The organism is Enterobacter sp. KBR-315C3_2022 (genome assembly GCF_041399425.1).
In the GTDB taxonomy this organism is placed as follows: domain Bacteria; phylum Pseudomonadota; class Gammaproteobacteria; order Enterobacterales; family Enterobacteriaceae; genus Enterobacter.
Genome location: NZ_JBGKEB010000037.1, coordinates 1 through 18942, shown reverse-complemented (window position 1 = coordinate 18942; position 18942 = coordinate 1). Strand labels below are relative to the sequence as shown.

13 protein-coding genes are annotated in these 18942 nt (G+C 56.7%); 6 read left to right on the top strand and 7 right to left on the bottom strand.

The window, feature by feature from the left end; all coding sequences use genetic code 11:
* Window positions 1-20: 20 nt before the first annotated feature.
* From phnE to AB8804_RS22275, 5 genes are all read right to left on the bottom strand, one after another.
* The gene (phnE, locus tag AB8804_RS22295; RefSeq protein ID WP_371190111.1) at window positions 21-800 is read right to left on the bottom strand and encodes a phosphonate ABC transporter, permease protein PhnE; all 780 of its coding nucleotides are present in this window, start codon (window positions 798-800) and stop codon (window positions 21-23) included.
* A 257-nt stretch (window positions 801-1057) separates the two neighbouring features.
* Window positions 1058-2074, bottom strand: coding sequence for a phosphonate ABC transporter substrate-binding protein (phnD, locus tag AB8804_RS22290; RefSeq protein WP_371190110.1), 1017 nt, complete (start codon window positions 2072-2074; stop codon window positions 1058-1060).
* A gap of 23 nt (window positions 2075-2097) precedes the next feature.
* Window positions 2098-2886, bottom strand: a complete 789-nt coding sequence (gene phnC, locus AB8804_RS22285) for a phosphonate ABC transporter ATP-binding protein (protein WP_371190109.1) — start codon at window positions 2884-2886, stop codon at window positions 2098-2100.
* 135 nt (window positions 2887-3021) lie between these two features.
* Entirely contained in the window at window positions 3022-3456 is a 435-nt protein-coding gene (gene yjdN, locus AB8804_RS22280; RefSeq protein WP_371190108.1) for a VOC family metalloprotein YjdN, read from the bottom strand.
* An 80-nt stretch (window positions 3457-3536) separates the two neighbouring features.
* Complete coding sequence (locus AB8804_RS22275; protein ID WP_371190107.1) at window positions 3537-3872, bottom strand: zinc ribbon domain-containing protein YjdM; 336 nt, start codon at window positions 3870-3872, stop codon at window positions 3537-3539.
* 582 nt (window positions 3873-4454) lie between these two features.
* Between AB8804_RS22275 and crfC the strand changes: the two genes are divergently transcribed.
* Window positions 4455-6809, top strand: coding sequence for a clamp-binding protein CrfC (gene crfC, locus AB8804_RS22270; RefSeq protein WP_371190106.1), 2355 nt, complete (start codon window positions 4455-4457; stop codon window positions 6807-6809).
* The gene (locus AB8804_RS22265) at window positions 6806-7681 is read left to right on the top strand and encodes a diguanylate cyclase regulator RdcB family protein (RefSeq protein WP_371190105.1); all 876 of its coding nucleotides are present in this window, start codon (window positions 6806-6808) and stop codon (window positions 7679-7681) included. Before crfC ends, AB8804_RS22265 begins: the two co-directional genes overlap by 4 nt.
* Window positions 7682-7814: 133 nt before the next feature.
* Here the strand turns inward: AB8804_RS22265 and kdgT are convergent, their stop codons facing one another.
* The gene (kdgT, locus tag AB8804_RS22260; RefSeq protein ID WP_371190104.1) at window positions 7815-8807 is read right to left on the bottom strand and encodes a 2-keto-3-deoxygluconate transporter; all 993 of its coding nucleotides are present in this window, start codon (window positions 8805-8807) and stop codon (window positions 7815-7817) included.
* A gap of 646 nt (window positions 8808-9453) precedes the next feature.
* Between kdgT and proP the strand changes: the two genes are divergently transcribed.
* Entirely contained in the window at window positions 9454-10956 is a 1503-nt protein-coding gene (gene proP, locus AB8804_RS22255) for a glycine betaine/L-proline transporter ProP (protein ID WP_371190103.1), read from the top strand.
* A gap of 58 nt (window positions 10957-11014) precedes the next feature.
* On the opposite strand, the gene AB8804_RS22250 is transcribed toward proP, so the two are convergent.
* On the bottom strand, window positions 11015-11926 hold the full coding sequence (locus AB8804_RS22250; protein ID WP_371190102.1) for a LysR family transcriptional regulator: 912 nt from the start codon (window positions 11924-11926) through the stop codon (window positions 11015-11017).
* A 255-nt stretch (window positions 11927-12181) separates the two neighbouring features.
* Between AB8804_RS22250 and AB8804_RS22245 the strand changes: the two genes are divergently transcribed.
* The 3 genes from AB8804_RS22245 to AB8804_RS22235 all read left to right on the top strand — a co-directional run bounded on the left by AB8804_RS22245 (window position 12182) and on the right by AB8804_RS22235 (window position 18747).
* A complete protein-coding gene (locus tag AB8804_RS22245; protein WP_371190101.1) occupies window positions 12182-13345 on the top strand; it encodes an MFS transporter in 1164 nt (387 codons plus the stop codon).
* A gap of 228 nt (window positions 13346-13573) precedes the next feature.
* A complete protein-coding gene (locus tag AB8804_RS22240) occupies window positions 13574-17269 on the top strand; it encodes a hypothetical protein (RefSeq protein ID WP_371190100.1) in 3696 nt (1231 codons plus the stop codon).
* The gene (locus AB8804_RS22235) at window positions 17269-18747 is read left to right on the top strand and encodes a hypothetical protein (RefSeq protein WP_371190099.1); all 1479 of its coding nucleotides are present in this window, start codon (window positions 17269-17271) and stop codon (window positions 18745-18747) included. Before AB8804_RS22240 ends, AB8804_RS22235 begins: the two co-directional genes overlap by 1 nt.
* Window positions 18748-18942 lie beyond the last annotated feature (195 nt).

Genomic DNA, 18942 nt, shown 5'->3' with positions numbered 1-18942 from the left:
CAAATCAAAGCCTCGCTTTCTCAGATGAAGTGCTTGCGCAAGCGTTGAGAGAGGAAATCCAGCAGGCTGACGGTAATGATGATGAGCACCATCAGGGCGCAGGTTTGCTGGAACTGGAAGCCGCGAATCGCCTCCCACAGGGTGACGCCGATCCCGCCCGCGCCGACCATGCCGACGACGGTGGCCGAGCGGACGTTGGACTCAAAGCGGTAGAGCGAATAGGAGATCAAAAGCGGCATCACCTGCGGCAGGACGCCGTAGAGGATCTCTTCGATTTTGTTGGCCCCGGTGGCGCGGATGCCTTCAACCGGGCCGGGCTCGATGGCCTCCACCGCCTCGGAGAGCAGCTTGGAGAGCACGCCGGTGGTGTGGATGAACAGCGCCATCACGCCCGCAAACGGGCCAAGGCCCACGGCGACCACGAACAGCATGGCGAAGACCATTTCGTTGATGGCGCGGCAGGCGTCCATCAGGCGGCGCATCGGCTGATAAATCCACCACGGCACGATGTTTTCGGCGCTCATCAGGCCAAATGGAATGGAGAGCACGACGGCGAGGGCGGTGCCCCAGACGGCGATTTGCAGGGTGACCGCCATTTCACCGAGGTAGTCCTGCCACTGGCTGAAGTCCGGCGGGAAGAAGTCGGCGGCGAAGGTCGCCATGTTGCCGGAGTCTTTGACCAGCAGCAGCGGGTCCATTTCCGCGCCCTTCCAGGAGATGACGAGTACCGCCAGCAGAATGGCCCAGCTGATAAGCGAGAACCAGCTGCGCTTCGGCGGTGGGACAGTGATGGTTTGCATGGTAACTCCTTTGGTTTAGTCCCCTCACCCCGACCCTCTCCCCAAAGGGGCGAGGGGGAAAAGACCGCACCGTGCAGTCCCCTCCCCAAAGGGGCGAGGGGGAAAAGACCGCACCGTGCAGTCCCCTCCCCAAAGTGGCGAGGGGGAAAAGATCGCGCCGTGCAGTCCCTTCCCCAAAGGGGCGAGGGGGAAAAGACCGCTCCGTACAGTCCCCTCTCCCCTCTGGGGAGAGGGTCAGGGTGAGGGGTAAAAAAGCGTTATTGCACCGCTTTATTCACGCTGGTCATCGCGCTGAGCGCGGCGGTCAGGCGGTCGAGGTCTTCCAGCTGCGCCTGAATGGCCGACACTTTGCTGGTCTTCTCGTCGTCCTTCAGCCCCTTGTTGTCCTTCACGCCCTGCATCTCTTTAAACAGCGCCAGCTGGCGAATCGGCACCAGCTGCAGGTCGCTTGACGGGCGGAACGGCGCCCAGCCGAGCTTCTCCAGCACCGCCTTCTCTTCCGGCGTTTTGCCGTAGCTCATAAAGAAGTCGTACACCTTGTCCTTGGTGCTTTCGGAGAGGTTTTTGCGCCAGACGATCGGGTCGCCCGGGATCAGCGGCGATTTCCAGATCACCTTCAGTTCTTTCAGCTTGTCCGGCGCGGAGGTCTTCAGCTTGTCGAGGTTTTCGGTGTTGTTGGTCGCCACGTCCACCTGCTTGTTGGCGACGGCCAGGGCGTTGGTTTCGTGGCTGGCGTTCACCGTGCGCTTGAAGTCGCTGGCGGAGGCGTTGTTTTTGGCGAAGACATAGTAGCCCGGCACCAGGAAGCCGGAGGTGGAGTTCGGGTCGCCGTTGCCAAACGTCAGATCCTTGCGTTTGGCGAGCATGTCGTTGAGGTTGTTGATCGGGCTGTCTTTGTTGACGATCAGCACGCTCCAGTAGCCCGGGGAGCCGTCTGCCGCAACGGTCTGGGCAAAGACCTGGCCGTTGGCGCGGTCTACCGCTTCCATGGCGGAGAGGTTGCCGTACCAGGCGATGTCTACCTTGTTAAAGCGCATCCCCTGGATGATGCCCGCGTAGTCCGGGGCGAAGAAGGCGTTCACTTTGATGCCGAGTTTGGTTTCCATATCCTTCAGGAACGGTTCCCACTGCGGCTTCAGGTTTTGCTGTGATTCTGTCGAAATAATGCCGAAGTTCAGCGCTTTTTCCTGCTCCTCGGCGTAGGCCGGGCTGAGCAGAGTGCTGATGCTGAACATGCTGGTGAAGGCCAGCGCGGCAACCGTTTTATAGCTCATTTCCATTCCTCGTAGTGGGGCCGTTAAGCAGCCTGCGCGTTCTCTTCGACGCGATTGATGCTGCGGTAGAGATGGTCAAAACGTTCGTTATCAAACTGATGGCTTGCGCCGTCGAAGAACACGTGTCCCTGACGCAGCGCGACGATGCGCTCGCAGTAGCGCAGGGCGTAATCCACCTGGTGCAGCGTGACGACGACGGTGATGCCGTCGTTCTGGTTGATGTCGTGCAGCGTCTCCATCACGATGCGGGCCGATTCCGGATCCAGCGAGGCGATCGGTTCGTCGGCCAGAATGATTTTCGCTTTCTGCATCAGCGCGCGGGCAATCGCGACGCGCTGCTGCTGCCCGCCGGACAGGGTGGAGACGCGCTGGTGGGCGAAGTGGGCCATGCCGACGCGGGTCAGCGCCTGCAGCGCTTCCTGCTTCTGAGACGGTGAAAACCAGCGCAGGCAGGTGCGCCAGAACGGGGTGCTGCCGAGCGCGCCGATCAGCACGTTCTCCAGCACCGTCAGGCGGTTCACCAGGTTGAACTGCTGGAAGATGTAGCCCGTCTGGGCGCGGCTTTTGCGGATGTCGCGCGCCAGGCGGCCCGCGCGCTGCACGGTATTGCCGAGCAGCTCGACGTGGCTTTCAGGGGTTTTATCGCAGGTAATCAGGCCGCTCAGGTGGCGCAGCAGGGTGGATTTACCTGAACCGGAAGGCCCCAGCAGCGCCACCATTTCGCCCTGCTTGACGGTCAGATCAACGCCATGCAGCGCCTTGTTGTGGTGGAAAGTCTTGCTGAGCTTCTCGACGCGAATGACGGTTTGCATGTGCGGGGCCTCACGAAAAATGTGGCCCCATGCTGGCGCATCAATGTGACATTTGGGTTAAGTGTTGGTTGCGGGAATTTGAAGAGTTGAGGTGAAAGCGATGACAGGCGAGGGCGGTGCGCCCCCGCCGGTAGGTTACTGCTGTTTGACGACGTTAATCATCCACGGCACGCCGTATTTATCGGTGACTTTACCGAAACCGTGCGCCCAGAAGGTCTCCTGCCAGGCCATTTCGACGTTGCCGCCTGCGGCCAGCGCATCGAACCAGCGTTTGCCTTCCGTGACGTCCTGGGTATCAAGCACCAGCGTGAACCCGGCATACTGCGCCTGGCTGCCGGGCGGTAGCCCGTCGCTCATCATGATATCGCTGCCGGCAATGCGGACGTTGGAGTGGGCGATTGCGGAGTCCGGAAACTGCATGCCGGACGGACAGCCTTCTTCGCCATGGTCGTCTTTGGGCATTTCGCCGAAGGTGATTTTGTAGAGGAGTTCTGCGCCGAGCGACTGCTGGTAAAAGGCGCTGGCCTCGGCGCAGTTACCGGCGAAAGAGATGTAGGGACTTAACGGCATAATCATTACCTCAGGTATGAGAAGCCCATTAAGTGTAGTTCCCGCGTGCCCGGTGAGCGAAGCGCCACCGGGCAGGAAAATCAGTTCTTTTTCACGAACTCAGATTTCAGCTTCATCGGGCCAAAACCGTCAATTTTACAGTCGATGTTGTGGTCGCCTTCGACCAGGCGGATGTTCTTCACCTTGGTGCCGATTTTCAGCATGGAGGAGCTGCCTTTGACCTTCAGGTCTTTCACGACGGTCACGCTGTCGCCGTCGGCCAGCAGGTTGCCGTTCGCGTCTTTAACGATCAGGGCGTCGCTATCCTGAGCGGGCTCTGCATTGTTCCATTCATGCGCGCATTCCGGGCAGACGAACATGCCGTTGTCTTCGTAGGTGTATTCAGAATTGCATTTCGGGCAGTGTGGGAGTTGCATGGTGATATCCTCAAAAGTGCTTAACACGCTGGAAAGTGCCAGCTAAATGACGGCAGGATGCCGAAAAAGGCGGCAAGTATAGCGCAAATCCCACACCTTTGTCGGTGATATTGCGCGCCAGCAAAGTGTATTGAAAATGGTGCTGTCGGTCATGGCGTTAAGCCGGGCTAACGTCATTCAGCTGATGGATAGAAATATCACTAATTATATCGATTATTTTATTACAGCAAATTGCTACGCTCTTCCATTTCGGATAAGGTGAAGCGACTTGCTGCTATTTACCCCCACGCTTTGACGCCCTGCATTCCGTTGCGGTGGTAAATCACCTCTCATTTTAGGTGGGTAAATAACACGAATATATCCTGAAGTTTCCTGAAAATGGACTACGCGTTTATCCCTTTGGTTTCCCGACCAAGGGACCTATTACGCGTATTGCAAGGGTATTGATTTAATTATGATAACCATCAATTGGTTATATTAATGAACATGTTTTCCAGCGTGATCATATAAGCCCAAACAGCATAATTAAAACAACGCGGCTTAATAAAAGTAATAAATTTGCGTTAAGGGAAGGCTTTTATCATGCACACACAGACTATTTTTGAATTAAGCCAGGAAGCTGAGCGTTTGCTGCAGCTCGCCCTGCAGAACCTTGAAGCCGTAAAAACACTGCCGACGGCCACGCTGGACGGCGTGACCGCGACGATGGCGGGCGAGGTGAGCAATGTTTTGCCGCTGCATTTCAGCGCGCGCGGCGTGGATGCCCAGCAGGCGACGCTAAATAATGAATTACGCAAAATAACCCGGCTTGAAATGGTGCTGGCGATCGTCGGCACCATGAAGGCGGGTAAATCCACCACCATTAATGCCATCGTGGGGACGGAGGTGTTGCCGAACCGCAACCGCCCGATGACGGCGCTCCCTACGCTGATTCGCCATACGCCGGGGCAAAAGGAGCCGGTGCTGCATTTCTCCCACTCCTCGCCGATCGACACCTTGATTCGCCAGCTGCAGCGCAAGCTGAGCGACGGCGATCGCGGCAGGCTGGCGCAGCGTCTGGAAATGGATAAAGACATGAATACGCTGCTGGAGCGTATTGAAAAAGGTGAGGCCTTCGAGAAGCATCATCTGGGCGCGGAGCCGATATTCCACTGCCTGAAGAGCCTGAACGATCTGGTGCGGCTTTCGCAGGCGCTCGGCGTTGATTTTCCCTTTACCGAATACGCGGCGATTGAACATATTCCGGTGATTGAGGTGGAGTTTGTCCACCTTGCGGGGCTGGATGCCCACCTTGGGCAGCTGACGCTGCTGGACACCCCCGGGCCGAACGAGGCCGGGCAGCCGCACCTGCAAAACATGCTCAGCGAGCAGCTGGCCCGCGCCTCGGCGGTGCTGGCGGTGATGGACTATACCCAGCTTAAATCGATTTCCGACGAAGAGGTCCGCCAGGCGATCTCCAGCGCGGGGAAATCGATCCCGCTCTATGCGCTGGTTAATAAGTTCGATCAGAAAGACCGCAACAGCGACGACGAGGAGCAGGTGCGGGCGATGATCTCCGGGACGTTAATGAAGGGAAATATTTCGCCGGGGCAGATCTATCCGGTTTCCTCGATGTGGGCCTATCTGGCGAATCGCGCCCGCTATGAGTTGACGGCCCACGGGCGGCTTCCCGACCATCAGGCGCAGCGCTGGGTGCAGGATTTTGCCGAGGCGGCGCTGGGACGCCGCTGGCGCACGGCCGATCTGGATGATATCGACCACATTCGCCACGCCGCCGATCTTCTGTGGGAAGACTCGCTCTTTGAGCAGCCCATCCGCAAGCTGATCTACGCCGCGTATGCCAATGCGTCGCTGTTCGCCCTGCGATCCGCGTCGCACAAGCTGCTCAACTACGCGCAAAACGCCCGCGAATACCTGGATTTTCGCTATCAGGGGCTGACGGTCGCCTTTGACGAGCTGCAGCGGAATATTGTGCGCCTTGAGGACGATATGGCGATGCTCCAGACGCGTCAGCGCGCGGTCAGCGATGAAGTGGCGCACGAGGTCGAACAGGCGCTTCTCAGCACCGGTGAGTTTATTGCGCATCAGCGCAGCGCGCTGCACCAGGCGATTGGCCCGGTATTCAGCCGCCCGCATATTCTGACGCTGGCGGGCGTGAACCCGCTCAATGCGGACGCCGGTGAAGCCGACGAGACGACGCGGCTGGTGCTGGATGACGAAGGGCAGGCGCAGATTGCGCTGAGCAAAATCCGCTCCGCCTGCGAAACGATCGTGCTGGACGCGCAGGGCAAAATTAGCCGCGAGCTGGCGCTGCGCTTTGACCAGCTTGAAACGACGCTGGCGCGTTCGCTCAACGAGGCGATGCGGCCTATTGAGGCGCGGATTAAAGCGCAGCTCAGCGATGCCGGTTTTCGCGCGCGGATTAGCTTCCCGGCGTTTCAGGCGAACCAGCTTAACTTCAATACTCACGCGCTGTTCAGCGATGCCATCGCGGCGGATAACCGCTCCGCGGAGCAGCCTTCGGGCGCGGGAGGCGTGCGGGAAACGGTATCGCGCTGGCTGAATAATCCGGGCTGGGGCTGGGAAGAGTACGCGGTGGCGCGTACCCGGTACGTTATCGACGTTGGCCAGCTGCACGACAAATTTAAGCGGCATATCGATCGGTTTTGTGAACAAATCCGTAAAGCTTTGGCGGCGCAGGTCGATGTCTCTGTTACGGCGGGCATGGCAACGTTCTTCTCTGAATTTTCATTGTGCCTGACCGGGTTACAGGAAAGCTTGCGTGATAGCCTCGCGGTTCGTCAGCAAAATGAGCACGCCACGCGGGCGCTCGGCCAGCTGCTAAAACAGAGCCTGGCGACGGCGACGTGGATTGAGGAAGATACCCGGCTGTTACGCGATGATATTCAAACCCTATTCGCAGCAGAGCAACCATGACAACACGGCTACTGGACGGTCCCGGGCGGACGCTGGAGTGTATTCATCCCAAATTTATGGTCGATCTGGTGCAGGGCGGAGATGCGCTGCGCCATACCCGACAGGGGCCGCAGCAGCTACAGTTTCGCGAACGTTTAACACAGGAAATTATGGCCCATACCCGGCTGCGGCCGTGGTCGATGGCCGGGATGCTCAACGAGAATGCGGCATTGCGCTTGGGATTGGCCGAGAAGCTGGCGGGCATGCTCGATCCCGGCCATCTGGCGCTGACGCGCATGACCGAAAAACTGCAGTCCGTGCGCCAGCAGGCCAGCCTGCGCACGCCGCCGCCTCCCGGCCTGATGCAGCAGTACGACGATCTCTCCTCCCATTTTAAGCAGCGCGCCGCCTATAAGGAAAAGGCGCTGACGCAGCGCGGGCTGACGGTGCAGGCGGGGGAACACAGCGAGCAGATTTTTACCCGCTGGCGCGCCGGGCTGTATGACGGCTGGTCGCTGGCCGGGCGCTGCTATATTGCGCTCGAAGAGCTGCGCTGGGGGGCGTTTGGCGATGCCTGCCGCCTGGCGAATGATGACGTGGCGGCGATGCTTAAGGATAACCTGCGCGGCATGGCGGCCAACTACCTTGCGCAGGGGAGCAACGCCGCGCCCTCCACCCGCCACTTTTATCACCAGTGGCTGACGACCCCCGCGTCTCCGGCGCTGGTGGATCATAAGGATATGCTGGGCTGGCTGGGGGACTGGTGTCAGGCGGACAGGCACCCGGTGAGCTGGTCGGTGACGCAGAACTGGCAAACGGTCGCGCTGGGAATGCCAAGGCTCTGCTCCGCGAAGCGGCTGGTCGATGCGATGGTGGAAGAGGTTTTTGGCTGAGGTAAATAGGGAGAAATTCTTTGCCCCTCACCCTAACCCTCTCCCCGGAGGGGAGAGGGAACAGTCAGGTGCGGTTTTCGCCCATATCCCAGAGGAGACTGCTCGGTGCGGTTTTCGCCCTCGCCCAAACGCCTTAGTTCTGCATTTCAACCGGCTGGACTTTGGTTTGTGCTTCCGGCGTGCTCCCGAATCGTTTGGCATAAAGCGCGGTAATGATCGGCACCAGAATCGCGGTCACGATAACGCTGGCGGCAACCAGCGCCGTGGCGGATGCGGCAACCGGTTCAAACGCCGGGTTAATCTGGGCGATGATCACCGGGTTAGCGACGGCGGCGCCCGCGGCCGAAGAGGCGGCGACGCCCGCCGTGCCGTTTCCTCCGCCAATCACGCGGTCGGCGATAATCAGCGGGATGCCGGTGATGACGATCACCGCGACGCCCAGCGCAATACCCAGCAGGCCGGTATCGAGGATCACGTTCAGGTTGATCGTATTCCCCAGCGCGAAGCCGAAGAACGGGATCAGTACCGGCGTTGCCTTGCTGAAGAAATCGCGCAGATCGTGGTCGAGATTGCCGAGCGCAAAACCGATCAGGAAGGGCAGAATGGCGCCGACAAAGTGATGAGGTTCAAACGACGCCAGGCCAGCGGAGCCCAGAATCAGCATGGTCATCAGCGGGCCGGATTCCAGAGACATCAGCACAAACGCGCCCGACTCTTCCTTCGTGCCGTACTGGTTCATCAGGCTGGCATACAGGCCGCCGTTAGTCATATCCATTGCGGAGACAATGGCCAGCACCGAGAGCCCGGCGAAAAAGCCCGTCTGAATGCCGTTCTCAGGAATAAACAGCGCGCAGACCATGGCGACAATCCACGCTACCGCTATTTTGGTGAGAACCAGCGTGCCGGATTTACGTAATACGGTTCCCGTTGCCCGTAAATTAATGGACGCACCGATACAAAAAAACCATACCGCAAGGATGGGTACCGTTCCCGTAATCATTCCCTTTGTGAAACCGCCAAAATAGGCGCCCGTATTCGGTGCGACAGTATTTAGAATTGCGCCGAGCACCAGCGGAACCAGCATCATTCCGCCGGGGATTCGTTCTATCGCGGCTTTAATCTTCATGTTTAACCCTCAAATCTTATCCCGCGTGGCTGGCGGAGGAATCAAAAATTGTCCATGTAATTCAATGGGCTGAAATGGATCTGAGTTCAGCTCATTCTTATCCATGCAAAAAAATGAATTGAAAACACATAATTAGATTTCATTCGAAAACGTGGTGGGCATTGTTTTCGCAATTATCATGCGATCATCGGAATGGTGATTCAATAGAAATAAAACACTGTTTTAGTTATATCGATCACATATTTTATCGAAAGGCATTTGGCCTCGTTCAGCAATTAAAATTTATGTAAATCTGGTGTGAAGGAATGTGGTTTATTTTTGTTTTCCGGGGCGGAAATGAGGCGCATGACGATGCCGCGATGGCGATATTTGAGAACGTGCGCATTTGCCTGTATTGACAAAAACTGAACCAGGCTGACACGACAGAGAATTATGTGTGAAGTTGATCACAAATATAAACACTGGTAGGGTAAAGAGGTCACTAACTGCCCAGGCAGGCGTCAACAGGTTCGGTTGTATCGACGTAATCGTCAATGTAAGTAAACCTGCTACGCTTGAATAAGGAGATTCGCATGGAGCGAATTTCCACTTCACAGAACGCGAACTGGACTGTGGAACGGACAGGGCTAAGTCTACGAGGAAAGCTATGCTTAGAAGGAAAAAGGTTAAACCCATCACGCTGCGCGACGTCACGATTATTGATGACGCAAAGCTGCGTAAAGCGATCACCGCCGCCTCGCTGGGTAATGCGATGGAGTGGTTTGATTTTGGCGTCTACGGCTTCGTGGCCTATGCGCTAGGTAAAGTGTTCTTCCCGGGGGCCGATCCCAGCCTGCAGATGATCGCGGCACTGGGTACGTTCTCCGTTCCCTTCCTTATACGTCCTTTGGGCGGTCTGTTCTTCGGTATGCTGGGCGATAAATACGGTCGCCAGAAGATACTGGCTATCACCATTGTCATTATGTCGATCAGTACGTTCTGTATCGGCCTGATACCGTCCTACGCCACCATCGGCATATGGGCACCGATTTTACTGCTGCTGTGTAAGATGGCCCAGGGCTTCTCCGTCGGGGGCGAATACACCGGTGCGTCGATCTTTGTCGCGGAGTACTCCCCGGACCGCAAGCGTGGCTTTATGGGAAGCTGGCTGGACTTCGGCTCCATCGCCGGGTTTGTCATGGGCGCGGGCGTCGTGGTGCTGATTTCTACCGTGGTGGGCGAAGAGAACTTCCTCGACTGGGGCTGGCGTATTCCGTTCTTCATCGCGCTGCCGCTGGGCATCATTGGTCTTTACCTGCGCCATGCGCTGGAAGAGACGCCTGCGTTCCAGCAGCACGTTGAAAAGCTTGAGCAGGGTGACCGCGAAGGGCTGCAGGAAGGTCCAAAAGTCTCGTTTAAAGAGATTGCGACCAAGCACTGGCGCAGCCTGCTGACCTGTATCGGTCTGGTGATTTCCACCAACGTGACCTATTACATGCTGCTGACCTACATGCCGAGCTACCTGTCGCATAACCTGCACTACTCGGAAGATCACGGCGTGCTGATTATCATCGCCATCATGGTGGGTATGCTGTTTGTGCAGCCGATCATGGGGCTGATGAGCGACCGCTTTGGCCGCCGCCCGTTCATTATTCTGGGCAGCGTGGCGCTGTTTGCGCTGGCAATTCCGGCCTTTATTCTGATTAACAGTAACGTGCTGGGGCTGATTTTTGCGGGCCTGCTGATGCTGGCGGTGATCCTGAACTGCTTTATCGGGGTGATGGCTTCGACGCTGCCTGCGATGTTCCCGACGCACATTCGCTACAGCGCGCTGGCCGCAGCGTTTAACATTTCCGTGCTGATCGCCGGCCTGACCCCGACGCTTGCCGCATCGCTGGTCGAAAGTACGCAAAACCTGATGATGCCGGCGTATTACCTGATGGTTATCGCGGTTGTGGGCTTGTTGACCGGTCTCACCATGAAAGAGACGGCGAACCGTCCTCTGAAAGGGGCTACGCCAGCGGCGTCGGATATCGCAGAAGCGAAAGATATCCTGCGCGAGCACTACGATAACGTTGAGCAGAAAATTGAAGATATCGACGCAGAGATTGAAGATCTGCAGAAAAAACGTTCTCGCCTGGTGGATCAGCATCCGCGAATTAACGAGTAACGCCTGATAAAAAACCCGCCTCCGGCGGGTTTTTTTTTGCCTCAAATTCGCCCTGCCTTTACGACTCTTCTTCTTCACCCAGCGACTGTACGATGAGATCGCGCAGCCACTTATGCGAAGGCTCGCGGTGCAGGTATTCGTGCCAGAGCATATTCATTTCAAAGCCCGGAATATCAATCGGCGGCACAAAGTATTGCAGCTGCGGGTTGTCGCGAACCAGGCGCAGCGGCAGCATACCCACCAGATCGGTGGAGGCGATGGTGAATACCGCAAACATAAAGTGGGGCACCGACAGGACCACTTTTCTGGCGAGGCGCATGTCCGCCAGCACCCGGTCCGTGTTTCCCCAAAATCCCGCGCCGTCCGGCGAGATAATCACGAAATCCAGTTCCAGAAATTGCTTTAAGGTCGGCGCGGATTTAAGCAGCGGATGGCCCACGCGGCTGACCAGCACGTAGCGTTCGCTAAACAGCATGCGGCAGCGCATGCCCGGCGGCGACTCTTCCACGATGTGAAAGAAGAGATCGACTTTATCCTTCCCGCCCGCCTGGGCGATATGCGAGTTCGCATTCTCCACCACCGCCACCCGGGTGCCGGGCGCTTCACGACGTAAGTTCCTCAGAAGCGGCAATAACACCGTTGTTTCGCAGTAATCCGCGGCGACTACCTGCCAGGTATGGTTCGATTCCGACGGGATAAACGGCCCCGGGGCGGAGACCGCTTTATTCAGCAGCGCCAGCGCCTGGCCCAGCGGTGCGCGCAGCAGTTCCGCCCGGGCAGTCGGGCGCATCCCGCGCGGCCCCGGCAAGAAGAGCGGATCGTCAAAGTTCTTGCGCAGCTTCGCTAACTGGACGCTGACGGTCGGCTGCGACAAGTTCAGCGAACGGGCCGCCCGCGTTACGTTTGGATCCTTCAGTAGCGTATCCAGCGTCAGCAGCAGATTAAGATCCAGCTTCCTGAGATTATCCATCGTAATACCTGCTATCAGTGAAATTCATTACTACTATATCTGACAAATCCCTACTATTCATTATCGATGTAGCCATAAAGAGGAGCGCCAAAAACTCTGCCATTCTGGTTATATTTTTTTCCAGATAATTCAGCGGCTGCACAAATATGTGAAACGCCGCAGCATAATTATTTTTGTAAGAACAAACTTACCGCTTATTCCATTTATGTTGTGCATTCGTAAATGGTAAATCAAAAAAGATGACAGGAGATGAAAATGCCAACGGGTCTTCTTGCCTTAGCACTTGGCGCATTTGGAATTGGTCTGACAGAATTTGGAATCGTTGGATTATTACCTCAAATAGCCGCTGAATTTTCTATTACAGAACAGATCGCGGGCTATCTCGTTTCGGGATATGCCATCAGCGTTGCCGTTGGGGCAATTCTGTTAACGGCCATCATGATTCGCATGGAGCGTCGATTAACGTTGCTGCTGCTGACGGGGTTATTTATTGTCGGCAACCTTATTTCGGCGCTGTCGGTCAGTTATGAAACGCTGCTGTTTGGCCGTATTGTCGCGGCGCTGTGCCACGGCGCATTCTTTAGCGTCGGCGCGGTAGTGGCTTCCGATATGGTTGCTAACGACAAAAAAGGGGCGGCGATTTCCTTAATGTTCGCGGGCCTCACGGTGTCGAATATTGTCGGCGTGCCGCTGGGAACCTTTGTTGGCCTGGAGCTGGGCTGGCGCACGACCTTCTGGGCGCTGGCGGTCATCGGCGTGGTGACAATGCTGGGGATCCGGGCGCTTATTCCACCGATGCCTGCGCATCAGGACACCCATCTTAGCCGCGAATTTGCCGTGTTCAACCGCCCACAGGTGTGGATCTCGGCCCTGCTGAGCGTGCTCTCCTTCGGTGGCGTCATCGGTGGCTTTACCTACATCGCCTTCACGCTGACCCAGGTCTCTGGCTTCGCCGCGCAGACCGTGCCGTGGCTGCTGGTGCTGTTCGGTATCGGAACCTTCGTCGGCAATATTTTCGGCGGCAAAGCGGCAGATAAATCCCTGAATAAATCTCTCGGCACCATCCTGCTGATGCTGACGATCGTGATGGCGGCATTCGCAACGTTTGCCCACAGCCAAATCATGACCATCGTTCTGCTGCTGCTGATGGGCACCGTTGGGCTTGCCACCGCGCCGGGCCTGCAGCTGCGCATGATGAAGTACGCCAGCGATGCGCCAACGGTAGCATCCGGCACCAACATCGCCGCTTTCAATATTGGTAATGCGCTGGGTGCCTGGCTGGGCGGCATGGCGCTGGATAAAGGTTATGGTTTTGTCTCTCCGCTTTGGGTGGGCGCGGCGCTGAGCCTGGCCGCACTGGCCGTCGTCATTTTCGGCAGCCTGAACTTCGGGCTGAAAACCAGCCGCGTGCAGGGATAGGCTCTCCCCTCCGAAATCGACTCTCGCGGTGATATTCGTACTTATTAACATCCTCTGAATAAAAGTGCTGGTAAGGGTTAATGACCCTTATCAGCATTATCCGAACGACAAATATATACCCGTTGTTTTACTGGCTATAAAACACTTTTTATTTTAATTGCGTGCCTCTGATTTATTTCAGAGGAGTCGTCACGCCTTCCATAAATACAAATGTTAATGAGACTCAATATGAAATATTTAAAAACAGGAAATGATAAAGCAGCAAATAGATGTAATATCGTTGGCTTTTTCCCAGGTTTAGGCAGCCGGGTTGCCTATCAGCATATTGGCGATGAATTATTACGCGCCGGAAATCAAGACATTTTACAGCTTTACCGCGACGCGGCCGCGGCAATGGGTTACGGCGATTGTCCGGAAAAAATGATCGTCACCGACGAAACGCTGCCGGTGAATGCGATGGAGCGACAGGGTTTTATTGGCGCCAGCTTTATTGTTCATAACCTGGCGCTGGCGGCCCAGTTTCAGGCGCAGGCGGAAGCGCAGGAACTGGATTTGCACGTCAGCGCCTGGACGGGCGAAAGCTTTGGCATCATTAGCAGCGCCGCAGCCAGCGGGGCGTTAAGCGTTGTCGACGCGGTGAAGATTGCCAACTTTTTCACTCCCTACATTCTGCTGGCGTCGCAGGAGCATAGCGATCCGTTTAGCCGGGCCATTTCGTCGTATTTCCCCTCCACGGTGACCGCGCATCACGTTGTGCCCGAACCGTATTACGTGGTGGCGCTTCGGGGGCGAACGAAAGATCTGGATGACGCCTACGGCGCGTTGACGGATGAGTTCCTCGAAAGCGAAATTGAGCTGCACAAAATCTACAGCCACGCGCAGCTTAACCTCTACGTAAAGAGCAGCATCAAGTCGTGCTTCGACATCTTCATGAAAAACTACCCGGCCATTGAGGTGTGCAAGCTTAAGGATCCGACCGCGTTTCTTACCCACTCGAAACAGCTTGCGCCGCTCAAGCAGGGGCTTGAGCAGTTCATTCAGGACCAGAACATTCTCTTTAACGATCCGCATACGCCGGTGATTGCCAACCACCGTGAAACCGTCATGACCCGTAAAGAGGAGATCCACGCGGCAATTATCGCCCTGGTGGATGAGGTTATGCTTTCTGCCTCCACGGCAAAGCTGGCCGACGATTTCAACGCCGATGCCATTATCGAGCTGGGGCTGGGCAATAAGTCGGTGCAGATGCTGCGCGATAACGATATTCGCACCCCGGCATTCGCCTTTACCGGTGCGGAGGATGGGTTCGTCGTTGATGCGCTTGACGCGCTGGGCATGATCCGAAAAGGACGTACCGCGGGCCAGGTGTGTATCGCCATTGACCGCTGGCTGAAGGTCGCCCGCCAGAGCGCGGAGCTGGCGGCTCAATTTTCACCCAGGATCGTCGAGGCCATTCATCAGGTTGCGTCCCTTAAGCTTGTGGTGCCCGGCGCACTTTCCGTCGGCGTAGAGAGCATTTACAAAAATAGCTGGCGCTTCAGGGACTATCTTCAGCACGGCGAGCGGGTGGTCATGGCCCGCCTGCGGCGCAATATTCACGGAACTGAAAGCGATAAGAACCAGACCTACGCGGACCTGAACATTTTGACCGAGGAGGGCGTTCTTCGTCATCAGAAAACGCCGTTTGTTATTCACGCGGAAAAAACGCTTTTCTATGTGTCCAGCCTGGACGCATTGAGCAACAGTGACGTCTTTAACGCGCTGTCGGATCTGGAGGCGGCGCCGGGCTATGCCGATATTTGCCGGTACATCGAAGCCGAGCGCAACCAGGGAGAGCCGCTGCGCAGGCTCCTGCAGCTGCGCAGCGTGATTGCACAGCCCGAAACGCAGGTTATTCGACGCATTATCCTGCAGACCCTTTCATTCGAACTGATGAAGGTGCACCGCCCGGGGCTGGTGCAGGAGGGCAATACCTGCCTGGTCAGCCATGATTTTATCGGCTGGCTGGCCTGCATGGTTATCTCCGGTGCCGCAACGTTTGAGAGCACGGTGCAGCTCTGCCGCGATTATTACTCCTCTCTGGGCCGTAAAATATCGGCCTGGGCGGTGGTGAAAACCTTTGCCGCCGGGTTAGCTGACCCGAGCATCCCGGTGCTTTCCATTAGCGGACTGCCGCTGGTGACAAACCGGGATCTGGAAGTGAACACCCTTAAAATGCTGCTGGGCGATTTTCCCGATCAGCGCGTGCAGGCTGCGCTCGATTGCCATTTATCGGTTATCACCCTCGACAGCGAACTTTCCAGCGCTTCGCTGGCGACCGCGCCCTACCAGTCGGACATCATTCACATCGCTTCTGCCGCCGATATCTGGCGGCGCAGTCCTGCGGTGCTGCTGGAGCAGCGCGAGCGCGAGGCTCAGCTTTGCCTGACCGACGAGTTCCTTCAGGTGTCAGATTACGCCATCCGGCGAAACCTGCTGTGCAGCACGGTCAACGCGTATATAGAAGCGGACGAGGTGCCGGTTCTGTTCTGCCAGGGCGGCAGTGAGTCCATGACGATGTTTATCCAGCGCGCGCCCGAGAAGCCGATTTTCGTGCGCAAAATCCTGAGCGAGGCGCTTACCGCGGCCAAATGGAACGCCGGAGGCACGGGCGTGATGCTGCCGCCGTTCGCAAAAGCGGCGCGGCAGGTGGATTATCTGCGCGCGCTGCCGGAGAAGGTTAAGCCGTGGTTCCCACAGGTCTACGCCGTTCTGGAGCGAGAAATTCTCACGCCAGCCAGCCAGGAGCGCGTGGGGAAAGACACCTGTAAAGAGGTGATTTACGAGATGAGCCTCGTGGAAGGGGAGGAGGTCAGCCAGTTTATTCAGCGCCATAACCCTTCTCCATCCGTCATCGCCCGGCTGTACGAGGTGATTTTCACCTTCCTGCGCGACAACGTTCATAGTCAGAATCGGGTGTTAACGGGCGGGAATACCCTTGAGATCTCCTACTTCAGGAAAATAGAAGAACGGCTGGCGCTGTGCCGTCAAACGGCGCCTCAATGCTTTAGCGCCGAGCTGCTGGACAGCGAGAAGCTGGTGATAAACGGCTGTGAGTATTTAAACGTTAAGCCTCTTCTGAACATCTTCCGTTCTCACCCCGAGTATCAGCGGATGCTGGAGCCGCAATATCACTCGCTGGTGATGGGCGATACCAACACCGAAAACATTAAGCTCGGCAACATTGCCCCTCTGCTGGCGGTGCAGGCGCTGATTGATGAACAGCGAAGCGAGGAGGACATCGCCCGCGCGATGGCGGCGATTAGCGCCCGGACGCTCGAACTGCGGTTCCTCGATCCGCGCGCCATCGGTTTCCAGACCGAAGGCGCCGAGTGCCGCGACGATTATATGTATGACAACAAGCCCTGGCATAACTCCATCGGCCACTACGATGAGATCCACAACGAGCTGTTCACCCTTGAGATGACCGTCAACGGGGTGAAGAACCCGCTTATCAACATCCACTTTACGCCGGACAACCCGTGGCAGCGGGCGTATCAGATTGTCGATTGTGCACACAGCAACAGCAACCCGCTGGCCGAACCCACGATTACGGGGCTGGAGAAGTATTTTGCCCAGGTGATGGGGACGGTTTACGAGCTCGATAACCCTAACTCGGCGTGGCTGCGCGACGATCCGTACTGGCTGGTGCGCTTTGTCTTCATGATGGGCACGCATTTTACCGCGATGCCGCCTTTCCACTTTACGTCCGAACTGGACGGCACGATCAAAGACAGTATCCGCACCCAGCGCAGGCCGGTGGCGATCTACTGCGAAGGCATTAAATGGCTCAACTGGGCATTAGAGATTTTACAGGGCAAGCGCGACCAGTTCCTGGGCGTGAGCGTGCCGTTCGTTGAACACCTTGCTAAAGAGGCGATGTAATGCTGCAACACTACGAAGTACCTTCATCCGAGTCCGATCTGATTCGTGCCCTGGGGCGGTTGAATAATGAGAACCGCATTATCACCACGCCGTGGAGCCGGATCGTCAGAGGCCTGGGGCTGGGCCAATATCCTGTTCCCTTCTGCGAGACGCTCTCCGGCTGGATCCAGGATGCGTTTGACGAGCTCAAGGCAAAAACCGAGTCGCAGAATAACTACACCCACTTTTCGTCCTTGCTTTGCGACTTCATCTGCCTGCTGATCCAGCCTGGCAAAGCGCTGAAGCCTCGGGATCGTCTCGACTACATCTCTAACATTTTGTTCTTAATCAACAATGAGGCGGATCCGTATCGGCGGATAATGCAGTACACCATCACCATAGACGCGCTGGCGAAGCTGAATATCAACCTGTTTGACGTGCTGGAAAAGAGCGTGGATCTGCCTGGCCTGCTTTTTAATACCGTCCAGCAGATAAAGTCGGATGGCATTCAGGATGAAAACAACGGTAAGCATGGCGATTATGAAAAGCTCTCGGCCTATACCTCCGTTTTCTTTGCGCTGGCAAGCTGCGGCAAGGCCCATTTGGCCATTACCCGCCGACAGAACCACGTCGAGAACGCGCTTGGCCTCCTTAATAACATCCCTTCTCCTTTCTTCCGCGGGCGCGGCGGGAGCATGTTATTTAGCGCGATTAGCGTACTGGGCCTGAAGCCGGTATTAAAAGAAGTGCTGAGTGACGCGGTTCTTCACACGCTGGACTATCTCGATCGGGCGGATGCGATAGGCATTAACCCGTCATTCCCTCAGCCTATGTCGGCTGCGTTTGTCAAAGTTTATCCGCTACTGACGATGCTAAACGCCATCGCGGTGACGGGGGAGCGCCGGGCGCTTAACTTCCGCCAGGATCGTCTTCGCCAGGCGCGGGATCTGCTTGAGGCGCTCACGCCCGTCGAGCAAACCCACATGGGCCTCTACTATATTATGGCGGTCTATAACCTTGGGCTGATTGAACAGGAGCAGTATGACGTTGACGCGCTGGTGGAAACGCTGGCCGAGACGGCGATGAATATCGACCCTTCGGAAAACTACTTCCTGCACGGTATCGCATGCTCTTACGTGCTGGAGACCGCGATGATTACCGGCAGGAAAGATCTCATTACCGATCGGCTCACGAGTCGTCTGGCGGAGAGCTTCGCCACGATGGATAAATGCGTCGAGGATGAGATCAACCGGCCCTATCCGTTCGCCTATGCGCTGACGATGCTGGGAGAGGCGGGGCAGGCGCGCAAAATGTTTGAGCCTTCTCCGCGCTATGGGAACCAGTCCGCAGCCAGCTGGACGATCGCCAACCTCACGCAGGTGAAGGACGGCGCTGATGGCAGGCTGTATATGCTCAACCATGCGCTGATCAACCTGATGCTGCGCATGCGCGGGCAAGATCGTTCTGCAGAAAAGGCCTACGGTAACGTCGTCTTCTAAGGTGACATTGCGTTTAAAACGGTAAATCAGAACCCGTCTGCAAGGCGGGTTCTTTAATTTTGTGGATAAGTCTGTGTGTAAATAGGTATAAGGCGGGGTTTTGCTGTGGAATGCAGCAGTCAGTCATTTTTCTGTCATTTAGCGGTTGCGGCGCGGCGAGAACTCCCTATAATGCGCCTCCATCGACACGGCAGA